The organism is Bifidobacterium sp. LH_558 (assembly GCF_056356295.1).
The window spans coordinates 195,642-208,449 of the sequence record NZ_JBKETZ010000001.1 but is presented as its reverse complement, the minus strand read 5'-3'; the positions used below and the strand labels follow the sequence as shown (position 1 = coordinate 208,449).

The window sequence follows — 12,808 nt, the reverse complement described above, 5'->3', positions numbered from 1 at the left end:
TTTCAGTCTACTGGCTTCAAGAATACCGTTCCCAACGCCGGAATCGTGAGACGTGCCGATGCGGGTCGCGCGTGGTACTCGCCGGCGGTGGCCTCAAAAGTGCCATTATGGATGTCGGAGCCACCGTATTTCAGGTCGTCCGTGGTGAACGCCTCGACCCAACGTCCGCCGTGGGGCAGCGGAACCTGATAGTCCTGCCACGCCTCGCCGGAGAAGTTGGTGACCACCACGACCTCCTCGCCCTGGCTGCCCAGGCGCAGGAAGCTCAGCGTGTTGTGGTCGGCGTCGTCGCTGGTGAGCCACTGGAATCCGTCGGGGGTGAAGTCCTGGCTCCACAGCGCCGGCGTGTCCTTGTAGAAGGCGTTGAGGTCGGCGACCATCTCCTGGATGCCCTGATGCTCACGCCAGTTGAGGCAATCCCAGTCGATGGAGGTGTTGTGGTTCCACTCGCCGTACTGGGCGAACTCGTTGCCCATGAAGGTGAGCTTCTTGCCCGGATGCGCCCACTGGTAGGAGAACAGCGCGCGCACGCCCGCGTAGCGCTGCCAGTCGTTGCCCGGCATCTTGCCGAACAGCGCGCCCTTGCCGTACACGACCTCGTCGTGGCTGATCGGCAGCACGTAGTTCTCGGAGTAGGCGTACACCATCGAGAAGGTGATCTCGTTGTGGTGCCACTTGCGGTTGATCGGCTCCTCATGCAGATAGGCGAGGGTGTCGTGCATCCAGCCCATATTCCACTTGAGGCCGAATCCGATGCCTCCGGCGTTGGTCGGCGCGGTGATGCCCGGATAGGCGGTGGACTCCTCGGCGATCATCATAACGCCGGGGTTGTTCTTGTAGGCCGTGGCGTTCGCCTCCTTGAGGAAGTCGATCGCCTCGAGGTTCTCGCGGCCGCCGTAGATGTTCGGATGCCACTGGCCGTCCTCGCGGCTGTAGTCGAGGTAGAGCATGGAGCTCACCGCGTCCACGCGCAGCGCGTCCACATGGTATTCGCCCAGCCAGAAGCAGGCGTTGGCCACCAGGAAGTTGCGCACCTCGCGACGTCCGAAGTTGAAGATGTAGGTGCCCCAATCGGGATGCTCGCCGCGGGTCGGATCGGGATCCTCATACAGCGGGGTGCCGTCGAAGCGTCCCAGCGCGAAGGCGTCCTTCGGGAAGTGCGCGGGCACCCAGTCCATGATCACGCCGATGCCGGCCTCGTGCAGCTTGTCGACGAGGTACTTGAAGTCGTCGGGCGAGCCCAGGCGCGAGTCGACCGCGTAGTAGCCGGTCACCTGGTATCCCCAGGAGCCGGAGAACGGGTGCTCGGCCAGCGGCATGAACTCCACATGGGTGAAGCCCATCTTCTCGACGTACGGCACCAGCTTGTCGGCCAGCTCGCGATAGTTGGACACGTCGGTGCGCCAGCTGTTGGCGTGCATCTCGTAAATCGAGACGGGGCCGTTGTGCGGATCGGTGGTGCGGCGGCGTTCCATCCACGCGTCATCGCCCCACTCATGCGTCGACTCGGCCACGACGGAGCCGGTCGCCGGCGGGATCTCGTGGCTGCGCTCCATCGGATCGGCCTTCTGGATCCACTCGTAGTTGGCGTTAAGGATCTCGTACTTGTAGACCTCGCCCGCGCCGACGCCGGGGATGAAGATCTCCCACACGCCCGACGAGCCGAGCGCGCGCATGGCGTGGCGGCGGCCGTCCCACGAGTTGAAGTTGCCGATCACGCGCACGGCGTGGGCGTTCGGCGCCCACACGCTGAACGACGTGCCGACGACCTGCTGGCCGGGAGTGCCGTCCGCGCCTCCCATCGGATCGTCATAGCGGATGACGCGCGCGCCCAGAGCCTCCCAGAGGCGTTCGTGGCGGCCCTCACCGAACAGGTAGGTGTCCATCTCGCCAAGCGTGGGCAGATAGCGGTACGGATCGTCCTGGGTGAGGGTGGTGCCGTCCTCGTAGGAGACGCGCACACGGTAGTCGGGCACGCTGAATCCGTATTCGTTGGAGGCGGAGGGAACGACGGCCATGAACACGCCGTTGTATTCATGATTGGCCTCGTATTCTCCGTCTTGGGTCACGATGGTGACGGTTTTCGCCAGAGGACGCAGCACGCGCACCGTGGTCTGGTTCGCATGCTTGCCCTCGGCGAGGTGGCCGCCGAGAATCGCGTGGGGGTCGTAGTACTCGGCGTTGCTGACCGCATCCAGATTGCTCTGGTTGACTGGCACGGCAACGGTATCTTCATTGATTTTCGTGTTTTTTGCCATGCCCCAAAGTCTACGTGGGCATGGGCGGGACACGCGACATTGGCGCGTCGCGACCCGCGTGTTTTCGGTTTTTTCTTGGATATAAAGGAGAGGTCCACACCGTCTGGCAGAATTGTTCGAGTTTTGTGTGTTCTGCAAACCGGAGGATTCATGGGTTACAAGGTCGGCGATATGGTCGTCTATCCGCGTCACGGCGCGGCAAGGGTCGAAGACATCACCGAGCGGACGGTTAAGGGCGTGACCCGCGAGTACCTGCAGCTGTCGGTTCTCTCGTCCGACGGTCTGGTCATCAACGTTCCCGTCGACAACGCCAAGAAGGTGGGCGTGCGTGACATCGTCTCCGCCTCCGAGGTGGCCAAGGTGTTCGAGATTCTGCGTACCCCGATCATCGAGAAAGAGATGAACTGGTCCCGTCGCTACAAGCTGAATGTCGAGAAGATCGCCACCGGTGACGTCAACAAGATTGCCGAAGTGGTGCGCGACCTCGCCCAGCGTGACGTCGACGAGCACGGTCTGTCCGCCGGCGAGAAGCGCATGCTCACCAAGGCTCGCGCGATCCTCACCTCCGAAATTGCGCTTTCGGAGAAACTCGAGGAACCGCAGGCGCAGCGCCTGCTCGACGTGAACCTCGGTTACACGCCCGCCGAGCCCGGCGACGACAAGCACCACACCCAGGCTCCCGAGGAGGGCGCCGCCGACACGCTGGCTCGCATCGAAGCCGAGAAGAAGTCCAAGAAGAAGTGATTTCCCCACCGCACGCAGGCTCACGCCTCGTGCGGTTTTCCATATCATCATCCCCGTCTCTTTGGGGCGCTGCCCCTCCGTCATCCTAGGCGAGATGGACCCGCCTTTCTCCGTGATCCTGAGCGAGACGGACCCAACCTTTCTCCGTCATCCTGAGTGAGGCGGGACCAACCTTTCTCCGTCATCCTGAGCGAGGCGGAGCCGAGTCGAAGGATCTCACATGCGTATAGGCCAAGGATTCGACGCCCACCGTTTCGCCGAGCCGGGCACCGGCCGCGAACTGTGGCTGGCCGGCCTACTCTGGGACGGCGAAGGCATCGAAGGCGATTCCGACGGCGACGTCGCCGCCCACGCGCTGATCGACGCGTTGCTCTCCGCCGCCGGCTTGGGCGATATCGGCTCCCTGTTCGGCGTGGGGTCATTCTCGCGCGGCGTCGGCATGCATGGCGTTCCCATGCTGCGCGAAACCGTCGCTCATTTGCGTGAATCAGGATATTCGCCGGTCAGCGCCTCCGTGGTGGTCGTCGGCAACCGACCGAAAGTGGGTGCGCGCCGGGCCGAAGCCGAAGCCGCGCTTTCCGAAGCCATCGGATGTCCGGTGTCACTCACCGCCACCACCACCGACCATATGGGTTTCACCGGAGCGGGCGAAGGCATCGCCGCCATCGCCAACGCCTTGGTGACCTCGCCGAGCGAAGGCTAACTGCGTTAGCGGTAGTGGATTTGAGGCCTTGCGAACATCGATCTGCGTTAGCGGTAGTGTCTTATCGGCCATACCGCGTCTAACAAGCCCGGTATTCCGCGGCTCATATACGCCGTTGCCTCATAATGGCACTACCGCTAACGCAGATAGACCTCCGCAAAGTCGTAAATCCACTACCGGTAACGCAGTTAGCGGACGACGAATGATTGCGCGGCTTTGATAACCGCCCAAATCAGCGTGGACAGCGCCACGATGATGAAGCTCGGGGGAGCGGGGAACATCGCGGAAAGCACCAGGCCGCCCCAAATGGAGACCAGGCAGATCACGCTGGAGCCGATCATGGCGCGCAACGGCGAGGATGCGATCATATTCGCGCTGGCCGCCGGCGTGATCACCAGCGCGAAAATCAGCAGCGTGCCCACGGCGGGCACGGCGATGGTGATCACGCCGGCCATAATCGCCATGAACGCCACGTTCATCACGCCGATCGGCACGCCTTTGGCCTGCGCCACCTGCTCGTCCAGCGAACTGAACAGCAGTGGACGGTAGATCACCGCCAGCACCAGCACCAGCACCGCGTCGAAGATGGCGAAGCCGATGATCTGCTCGGTGGTGATGGTCAGAATCGAACCGAACAGAATCGACTGCATCTGTGAGGACGCCGAACTTGACAATCTTGCGAAAAACAAGCCCAGACCGGTGGCGAAGGCGAGCACGGTGCCGGTGGCGATCTCACGTTCGGAGACGCGTCGGCCCAGCGCGCCGATCACCAGCGCGCCGCCCAAGGCGAACGCGCCGAGACCCAGCGATACCGGCAATCCGAGCAATACCGCGCCGGTGGCGCCGGGCAGTCCGATATGCGCCAGCGCGTGCGCCGCGAAGGTGGAGCGGCGGGCGATGGTGAAATATCCCATCACGCCGGCCGCCACGGCGATGGCCAAACCGGCCAGGAACGCGTTGGTCATGAACGGGGCGCTCAGCGTGTCCATCCAGTCGGGGTCGAATGAGAAATCGATGGCGCTCATGCCTGTTCCTTCCTTGCCTTGGCGTCCGTCGCGTTCACGGCCGTCGGGGTGTGCGCCGGTCCGCTTGCGGAATCGACGTCGTCAGCGTCGTCGGCGGGGGAGACATGCGTATGGTCGTGCAATCCGACCAGTTCGTGCGCCTCATGCATGTCGGCGGAGGCGGACGCGCCGCCCTCCGGCGACGGGGTGACGAACATGTCGCCCTGCGGGGTGGTGACCACCTGCACCTGCGTGCCGTAGAGGTGCGTGAGCAGATCGGAGTCGAGCACCTCGTTCATCGCGGCGTAGTGGGGATGCCCGTCGAGCAGGTAGACCGCGCCGGTGAGGATCGGCAGCAGCATATTGAGGTCGTGCGCCACCACTTGGATCGTCATGCCGAGCTCGCGGTTGAGTTTGGCGAGCACCTGCACGGTGGCCTGCTGCGAGGCCAGATCGAGATTGGCGAGCGGCTCGTCGAGCATCAACAGCAAGGGATCGCAGACCAGCGCCTGCGCGATGGCGACGCGCTGTCGCAGACCTCCCGAAAGCTGGGAGAGCCTCAGTCGCGCCTTATCGGTCAGACCGACGAAATCCAAAGCCTCCATGGCTTTGACGCGCTGGGCTTTGGTCACGGGATGGATGCCGAATCGGGTGCCGGTGAGTCCCAGCAGCACGGATTGGACCGCGGTGAGGTTCGAATCGATGTCGGAGGTGTAGCTTTGCGGCACATAGCCGATGCGGCGGTTCATCTCGCCGGCCGGCTGCCCGAGCACGGTGAGGGAGCCGGACGCGAGCGGCAGCAGGCCGAGCTCGGCGCGCATCATCGTGGTTTTGCCCGCGCCGTTCGTGCCGACGATGGCCGTGACGGAGCCGGTGGGAATCGAGAAGGTGCCATGTTGCCAGATCGTGGTGCCGCCGCGCCGTACGGAGGCGTCACGGAACACGATGCAATCGCTGGAGGTGTGGGTCATGAGGCGATTATCGCAAATGATGTTGACAATCGTTCTCAATAGTGATGTTCAGGTTTGATTGGGGCTGAACGGGACGTGAAAGAGGCCGAATGACGCCGAATGGCTCTGGTCGGTGTTACTTGCCCGGGTCGGGCTGTCCCTCGCTCGACGTGCCATCGTCTGCATCGCCGTTTTCGTCCGCATCGCTGCTGGATGTATCGTCAGTGCCGCACTCGGATTGGTCCGCGTTGGAATCGCTCGACTCACCGTCGCCCGATTCGCCGTCCTGCGTGCCGCCCTCGTCGGTGCTGGCGACGCACTCCTGCAAACCGCTGTAGTCGGGGTCCACCGCTTCCGCGATCGACTTGACCAACGTGAGAATCCATCCGGTCAGCGTTTCAGAGTCCTCAGGCATCTGCTCGCTGATATCGACCACCGGAACCTCGGAACGGCCCGCCGTGCCGGTGATCATATTCGTCGCGTCCGAAGCCTCCTGCAGGTTGTTGATCAGCACATCGATGCCGCGGCTTTCGATCAGCTCCTGAAAATCCTGCAAGTCGGCCGGTGCCACCTCGCCTTCGTCGGCCGCCGCCTGCGCGTAGCCTTCGGGCGTCAGATCCTCGAATCCCAGATCCGACATGAGATAGTAGGCCAACGGCTCGGTGGCGGCATACGTGGGCTTGTCCGATCCGCTCGTATAACTGGCCATCCAATCCGACATCCAGTCGGCGAGCTCCCGCTCCTGCTCCTTGAACTCCTTGAGACGGGCCGCGAACTCATCCTTCTGCTCGGGGCGCTGCTTGGAGAAGGCGTTGGCCAGCTCCTCGGCCATGGCGATGCGCGCGTCCTTCGAGAACCACAGATGGGGATTGTCGCCCTCCATGGCGCCCACCATCTGCGCCGCCGAAACCAGCGTCGAACTCTTGCCCAGATTTTTCGTGGCCCACGAGTCGTATCCGGCGCCGTTGGCCACCACCACATCCGCCGTGGACAGCTGCGCCATATCCGCGGTCTGCGGTTCGAAATCATGCGCGTCCACCGCGGTCGACGAAAGAATCGACGTGACCTGCACGTCCTCGCCGCCAATCTGTGCGGCCAGCGCGCCCCACTGGTTGACGGACGCCACCACCTGAATCGGACCGTTGGGGGTAGGCACCTCGGAGGCATTGCGGTCGCCCGAGGTCGACGACGGATCGGCTGCCGTCGTGCCGCAAGCCGCACCGCCCACCAACATGGCGGCGGCCGCGACCACGGCCGCGACGCGGGTGAATCCGTTCCTGAACGCTTTCGTCATCTTGATGCCTTCTTATCCACGGGAAACATCGTTGACTTCACTTAACGATAGCCTATCGAGCGGAAGGAATCATCAGCGTCGAAAGGAATGAGCATGTCCATCACACTTGACGGCAAGGCGGTGTCCGCGTCCATCAAAGCCGATCTGGCCGCGCGCGTCGAACGGCTGAAAGCCCGCGGCGTCGAACCGGGACTGGGCACGCTGCTGGTGGGAGAGGATCCCGGCTCGGTCAAATACGTGGCCGGCAAGCACGCCGACTGCGCCGAAGTGGGCATCCGTTCGATCAAACGCGAGCTGCCCGCCGACGCAAGCTTCGACGACATCGCCGCCGCCGTGCGCGAACTCAACGAGGATCCCGCCTGTACCGGCTTCATCGTGCAGCTGCCGTTGCCCAAAGGCATCGACGAGAACGCGATCATCGACCTGATCGACCCCGCCAAAGACGCCGACGGCATGCACCCCTACAATCTCGGCGAACTCGTGCTGCATGTGCGAGGCGATATCGCCACCCCGCTGCCTTGCACGCCGCGCGGCGTCATCGAACTGCTCGCCGCCTACGACATCGACCTCGATGGCAAGGAGGTGTGCGTGCTCGGCCGCGGCATCACCATCGGGCGCACCATCGGACTGATGCTCACCCGCAACGCCGTCAACGCCACCGTCACCCTGTGTCACACCGGCACACGCGACGTGCGCGAACATATGCGCCGCGCCGACGTGATCGTCGCCGCCATGGGCAACGCGGGCTTCGTCAAGCCCGAAGACATCAAAGACGGCGCGATTCTGATGGATGTGGGCGTCTCGCGCGTCTTCGACGAAGAAGCCGGACGCTACCGCATCAAGGGAGACATCGACAAGGCCTGCTATGCCAAAGCCAGCGCCTATTCGCCCAATCCCGGCGGCGTCGGGCCCATGACCCGTGCGATGCTGCTGGCGAACGTCGTAGAAATGGCGGAACGTCAGTAAGACGGCTGTGGGTCGTGGACTGCGGCTGGTATACGTCGCTCGACACACTCAAGGCCGTTCGGCCAAGCCTACGGTCGAGCAACGCATACCAGCCGCAGTCCACTCTTTCGCGTCTCTACCTGCGTTCCGCTGGAAGCGGAGCAGGGGTCGGGGTTTTCTCTTTGGACCGTAAAGACTTGGCCTGAGCGGCCCGGAGCGTGTCCAGAGAGAAAACCCCGACCCCTGCGACCAACGCTGGAACCGGTGCCTAACGCTATACGACACGCCCGAAATTTTTGGGGAATTTTGGGCAGTGATGGCTGTATTGTTGACTTTTGCGTGTCCGTTAGGGCGCGCTCATGATAACTGAACATCGATTAGTATCCATCCAACTATTAGAAACCATATATTTACATGGCAGAGAACAATACTGAAGTCACCAAGGTCGCGATCAACGATATCGGCACCGAAGAGGACTTCATCAAGGCAGTCGATTCCACCATCAAGAACTTCGATGATGGTGATCTGGTTGAGGGCACGGTCGTCAAGATCGATCACGACGAGGTCCTCCTGGACATCGGCTACAAGACCGAGGGTGTGATCCCCTCCCGCGAGCTTTCCATCAAGAAGGACGTTGATCCTGACGAGGTCGTCGAGGTCGGCGACACCATCGAGGCCCTTGTCGTCACCAAGGAAGACAAGGAAGGCCGTCTGATTCTGTCGAAGAAGCGCGCCCAGTACGAGCGCGCCTGGGGCGACATCGAGAAGATCAAGGAAGCCGACGGCATCGTCGAAGGCACCGTCATCGAAGCCGTCAAGGGCGGCCTCATCGTGGACATCGGTCTGCGTGGCTTCCTGCCGGCGTCCTTGGTCGAGATGCGTCGCGTCCGCGACCTCTCCCCGTACATCGGCCAGAAGATCAAGGCCAAGATCCTCGAGCTCGACAAGAACCGCAACAACGTGGTCCTGTCCCGTCGTCAGTACCTCGAGGAGACCCAGTCCGAAGTGCGCGAGACCTTCCTCTCGCAGCTCAAGAAGGGCCAGATCCGCGAAGGCGTCGTGTCCTCCATCGTCAACTTCGGTGCGTTCGTGGACCTCGGCGGCGTCGACGGTCTCATCCACGTCTCCGAGCTGTCCTGGAAGCACATCGACCACCCGTCCGAGGTCGTCAAGGTCGGCGACAAGGTCACCGTCGAGGTGCTGGATGTCGATCTCGATCGCGAGCGCATCTCCCTGTCCCTCAAGGCGACCCAGGAGGATCCGTGGCAGCGCTTCGCCCGCACCCACGTTCCCGGCCAGATCGTCAAGGGCAAGGTCACCAAGATCGTGCAGTTCGGCGTGTTCATCTCCGTCGAGGACGGCATCGAGGGCCTGGTGCACATCTCCGAGCTCGCCAACCGTCACGTCGAGAACCCGGAGACCGTGGTCAAGCCGGGCGAGGCTGTGTTCGTCAAGGTGATCGACGTCGATCTCGATCGTCGCCGCATCTCCCTGTCCCTCAAGCAGGCCAACGACTCCGTCGATCCGGCTTCCGAGGACTTCGATCCGGCTCTGTACGGCATGCCGGCTGAGTACGACGAGCAGGGCAACTACAAGTACCCCGAAGGCTTCGACCCGAACACCAACGAGTGGGTCGCCGGTTACGAGAAGCAGCGCGAGGAATGGGAAGCCCAGTACGCCGCCGCCCACGATCTGTGGGAGGAGCACAAGGAGTTCGTGGCCAAGGAGCTGGAGAACGCGGCCGAGTCCGCCGCCGCCGATGGCCAGGGCCCGAAGGAAGAGAAGGTCGAGGAAGTGTCCAACTACTCCTCCGAGACCGCTTCCACCGGCACGCTTGCCGACTCCGACCAGCTGGCCGCCCTGCGTGATCAGCTCCTCGGCGAGAACAAGTGAGCCCAAAGGCTTACTCAAGCGTCTGACGGCGTGAATCGCTGAAGAAACCCGACCCCGCAAAGGGTCGGGTTTCTTGTATGTTGGAGCGTATGACGGTACGAGTCGGATTGACGGGCGGCATCGCCGCAGGCAAAAGCACGGTGAGTTCGAGATTGCGCCAGCTGGGCGCGTTCGTCATCGACGATGATGCGTTGGCGCGCAAGGTGGTGGAACCGGGCAGTGAGGGACTGGCCCGCATCGTGCGTGAATTCGGCCCTGAGTCCCTTACCCCGGATGGAACCTTGGACCGCGCGTGGATAGCCGACCATGTGTTCGGCGCGCATGCCGAACCGGGCGCGCGGGAGCGGTTGGATGCGATCGAACATCCGCTGATTTTCGCCGAATCGCAGCGCTTGGAACGCGAGGCCATCGCCGCGCATGGGTTCAAGGGCGGCGTGGGCCAGCTGGTGATCGTGCACGACGTGCCATTGCTGGCCGAGGTGATCGACACCATGCCGTTCGATTTCGACCATGTCGTCACGGTGGAAGCGCCCGAGAACTTACGGATCGCACGCATGATGGGGGAGCGCGGCATGACCCGCGAACAGGCCGAGGCGCGCATCCGCCACCAGTCGAGCCGGGAGGAGCGCGAGGCCATCGCCGACGTGGTGATCGACTCCACCCAACCTCTGGAACAAATGTTCGAACAGGTTGATAGTCTGTATACGCGATGGTCGGGTGAATCGTCCGATTGACGGCGAGGGAAGCCCGGCGGGTCCGGCACAGCGGTGGGCCTAACTAGCCGTTGAATGATGCGGAGTCTGCGGCGGCTGTTGCGTCGATAGCGGCGAGATGACAAAGAAGGACATGCATATGGGATTCAATATCGAGCGCACGAACAAGCCGTTCGTCGTCAAATCGCCGTACCGTCCGTCCGGCGACCAGCCGGCCGCCATCGAGGAGCTCGCCGAGCGTCTGGAGAACGGCGAGAACGACGTGGTGCTGATGGGCGCCACCGGCACCGGAAAAACCGCCACCACCGCATGGCTGATTGAAAAACTCCAGCGCCCGACCCTAATCATCGAGCCGAACAAGACGCTGGCCGCGCAGCTGTGCGCCGAATTCCGCGAGCTCATGCCCGACAACGCGGTGAGCTACTTCGTGAGCTACTACGACTACTACCAGCCCGAAGCATATATTCCCCAGACCGACACCTATATCGAAAAAGACTCCAACATCAACGACGACGTGGAGCGTCTACGCCACGCCGCCACCGCGAATCTGCTCACCCGGCGCGACTGCGTGGTCGTGGCCACCGTCTCGTGCATCTACGGCCTCGGCACGCCCGAGGAATACGCCGGACGCATGCTGTTCCTGCGCGAGGGCCAACAGATCGACCGCGACCAGCTGCTGCGGCAATTCGTCGCCATGCAGTACAAGCGCAACGACATCGCCTTCACCCGCGGAACCTTCCGCGTGCGCGGCGACACCGTCGAAATCATCCCCGTCTACGAGGAACTCGCCGTACGCATCGAATTCTTCGGCGACGAGATCGACCGCATCTCCACCTTGCATCCGCTCACCGGCGACGAGATCGCGCATGTGGACGAAGTGCATATCTTCCCCGCCTCGCATTACGTGGCAGGCCCCGCCCGCATGGAGCGCGCGCTCGGCACCATCCGCGAGGAACTCGACGAGCGTGTGGCCGAACTGAAGAAACAAGGCAAGGAGTTGGAGGCGCAGCGTCTGAGCATGCGCACCACCTACGATCTGGAGATGCTCACCCAGGTGGGCGTGTGCTCCGGTGTGGAGAACTACTCACGGCATTTCGACGGGCGCGAGCCGGGCACGCCGCCCCATACGCTGCTCGACTTCTTCCCCGACGATTTTCTGCTCGTCATCGACGAATCGCATGTGACGGTGCCACAGATCGGCGCGATGTACGAGGGTGACGCCTCGCGAAAGCGGACCCTGGTCGAGCATGGCTTCCGCCTGCCCTCCGCGATGGACAACCGGCCCTTGAAATGGCCCGAATTCCTCGATCGCGTCGGCCAGACCGTCTATCTGTCGGCCACGCCGGGCGACTATGAGATGGGATTGAGCGACGGCGTGGTCGAGCAGATCATCCGCCCCACCGGTCTGGTCGATCCGCAGATCGACGTGCGTCCGGTGGAAGGGCAGATCGACGACCTGCTGGCCGAGATCAAGGACCGTGTGACGAGGAACGAACGCGCGCTGGTGACGACGCTGACCAAGAAGATGGCCGAGGATCTGACCGACTATCTGCTCGAACGTGGCATCAAGGTCGAATATCTGCATTCCGACGTGGACACCCTGCGGCGCGTGGAGCTGCTGCGCGAGCTGCGCGAGGGCGTGATCGACGTGATCGTGGGCATCAACCTGCTGCGTGAGGGCCTCGACCTGCCCGAAGTGTCGCTGGTGGCGATTCTCGACGCGGACAAGGAAGGCTTCCTGCGCTCCTATCGTTCCCTGATCCAGACGATCGGCCGCGCGGCCCGCAACGTGGACGGCACGGTGATCATGTACGCCGACGATGTGACCGACGCCATGCGCAAAGCCATCGACGAGACGAACCGCCGCCGCGACCGGCAGATCGCCTACAACACGGAGCACGGCATCGACCCCAAGCCGCTGATCAAGAAGATCAGCGACGTCAACGACATGCTCGCCAAAGAGGATGTGGACACCCAAACCCTGCTGGAGGGCGGCTACCGCAACGCGGGCAAGGCCGGCAACACGCATCTGGGCGTGCCCACGCTCGACAAGGACGAGGCTGGCAAACGCCACGAGGAGATCCTCAAGGCGGGGCTTCCCGCGCAGGATCTGGCCAACCTCATCCGCCAGCTCAGCGAGCAGATGCACACGGCGGCCGAACAGCTCCAGTTCGAACTCGCCGCGCGCCTGCGCGACGAGATCCGCGACCTGAAGAAGGAGCTGCGCCAGCTCACCGACGCGCAGAAGTAGCGGGCATGACGGCGGTTTCGCGCCGCCGTCACATGCTTTCTTTACACTGGTGT

Annotated in this window: 10 protein-coding genes; 6 read left to right on the top strand and 4 right to left on the bottom strand. The window is 63.1% G+C overall.

All coding sequences use genetic code 11. From position 1 onward, the window contains the following. Nucleotides 1–2: 2 nt before the first annotated feature. Nucleotides 3–2,258, bottom strand: a complete 2,256-nt coding sequence (gene glgB / locus AC1AV0_RS00975; RefSeq protein ID WP_476570631.1) for a 1,4-alpha-glucan branching protein GlgB — start codon at nucleotides 2,256–2,258, stop codon at nucleotides 3–5. A gap of 150 nt (nucleotides 2,259–2,408) precedes the next feature. On the opposite strand from glgB, the gene AC1AV0_RS00970 reads away from it, so the two are divergent. Then, a complete protein-coding gene (locus AC1AV0_RS00970; protein ID WP_476570630.1) occupies nucleotides 2,409–3,002 on the top strand; it encodes a CarD family transcriptional regulator in 594 nt (197 codons plus the stop codon). Nucleotides 3,003–3,222: 220 nt separating this feature from the next. Then, entirely contained in the window at nucleotides 3,223–3,705 is a 483-nt protein-coding gene (gene ispF, locus AC1AV0_RS00965; protein WP_476570629.1) for a 2-C-methyl-D-erythritol 2,4-cyclodiphosphate synthase, read from the top strand. A 188-nt stretch (nucleotides 3,706–3,893) separates the two neighbouring features. Here the strand turns inward: ispF and AC1AV0_RS00960 are convergent, their stop codons facing one another. The 3 genes from AC1AV0_RS00960 to AC1AV0_RS00950 form a co-directional block, all read right to left on the bottom strand. Further along, entirely contained in the window at nucleotides 3,894–4,730 is an 837-nt protein-coding gene (locus AC1AV0_RS00960; protein WP_476570628.1) for a metal ABC transporter permease, read from the bottom strand. Next, nucleotides 4,727–5,680: an ABC transporter ATP-binding protein gene (locus tag AC1AV0_RS00955; protein WP_476570627.1), complete on the bottom strand. Its 954-nt coding sequence runs from the start codon at nucleotides 5,678–5,680 to the stop codon at nucleotides 4,727–4,729. The genes AC1AV0_RS00960 and AC1AV0_RS00955 overlap by 4 nt, the downstream gene beginning before the upstream one ends. A gap of 115 nt (nucleotides 5,681–5,795) precedes the next feature. Beyond that, on the bottom strand, nucleotides 5,796–6,953 hold the full coding sequence (locus tag AC1AV0_RS00950; protein WP_476570626.1) for a metal ABC transporter solute-binding protein, Zn/Mn family: 1,158 nt from the start codon (nucleotides 6,951–6,953) through the stop codon (nucleotides 5,796–5,798). Nucleotides 6,954–7,046: 93 nt separating this feature from the next. On the opposite strand from AC1AV0_RS00950, the gene AC1AV0_RS00945 reads away from it, so the two are divergent. From AC1AV0_RS00945 to uvrB, 4 genes are all read left to right on the top strand, one after another. Beyond that, nucleotides 7,047–7,919, top strand: a complete 873-nt coding sequence (locus tag AC1AV0_RS00945) for a bifunctional methylenetetrahydrofolate dehydrogenase/methenyltetrahydrofolate cyclohydrolase (RefSeq protein ID WP_476570625.1) — start codon at nucleotides 7,047–7,049, stop codon at nucleotides 7,917–7,919. A gap of 393 nt (nucleotides 7,920–8,312) precedes the next feature. Beyond that, on the top strand, nucleotides 8,313–9,791 hold the full coding sequence (rpsA, locus tag AC1AV0_RS00940) for a 30S ribosomal protein S1 (RefSeq protein WP_476570624.1): 1,479 nt from the start codon (nucleotides 8,313–8,315) through the stop codon (nucleotides 9,789–9,791). A gap of 89 nt (nucleotides 9,792–9,880) precedes the next feature. Further along, nucleotides 9,881–10,525 carry a dephospho-CoA kinase gene (gene coaE / locus AC1AV0_RS00935; RefSeq protein ID WP_476570623.1) on the top strand — a complete coding sequence of 215 codons (645 nt, stop codon included), beginning with the start codon at nucleotides 9,881–9,883 and terminating at the stop codon, nucleotides 10,523–10,525. 118 nt (nucleotides 10,526–10,643) lie between these two features. Then, nucleotides 10,644–12,755 carry an excinuclease ABC subunit UvrB gene (gene uvrB, locus AC1AV0_RS00930; protein WP_476570622.1) on the top strand — a complete coding sequence of 704 codons (2,112 nt, stop codon included), beginning with the start codon at nucleotides 10,644–10,646 and terminating at the stop codon, nucleotides 12,753–12,755. Nucleotides 12,756–12,808: the final 53 nt, after the last annotated feature.

Excerpts from the sequence above, each read along its gene's own strand:
- AC1AV0_RS00955 (WP_476570627.1), bottom strand. The coding sequence starts at position 5,680 with ATGACCCACACCTCCAGCGATTGCATCGTGTTCCGTGACGCCTCCGTA.
- rpsA (WP_476570624.1), top strand. The coding sequence starts at position 8,313 with ATGGCAGAGAACAATACTGAAGTCACCAAGGTCGCGATCAACGATATC.
- coaE (WP_476570623.1), top strand. The coding sequence starts at position 9,881 with ATGACGGTACGAGTCGGATTGACGGGCGGCATCGCCGCAGGCAAAAGC.
- AC1AV0_RS00945 (WP_476570625.1), top strand. The coding sequence starts at position 7,047 with ATGTCCATCACACTTGACGGCAAGGCGGTGTCCGCGTCCATCAAAGCC.
- AC1AV0_RS00970 (WP_476570630.1), top strand. The coding sequence starts at position 2,409 with ATGGGTTACAAGGTCGGCGATATGGTCGTCTATCCGCGTCACGGCGCG.
- glgB (WP_476570631.1), bottom strand. The coding sequence starts at position 2,258 with ATGGCAAAAAACACGAAAATCAATGAAGATACCGTTGCCGTGCCAGTC.
- AC1AV0_RS00950 (WP_476570626.1), bottom strand. The coding sequence starts at position 6,953 with ATGACGAAAGCGTTCAGGAACGGATTCACCCGCGTCGCGGCCGTGGTC.
- ispF (WP_476570629.1), top strand. The coding sequence starts at position 3,223 with ATGCGTATAGGCCAAGGATTCGACGCCCACCGTTTCGCCGAGCCGGGC.
- AC1AV0_RS00960 (WP_476570628.1), bottom strand. The coding sequence starts at position 4,730 with ATGAGCGCCATCGATTTCTCATTCGACCCCGACTGGATGGACACGCTG.
- uvrB (WP_476570622.1), top strand. The coding sequence starts at position 10,644 with ATGGGATTCAATATCGAGCGCACGAACAAGCCGTTCGTCGTCAAATCG.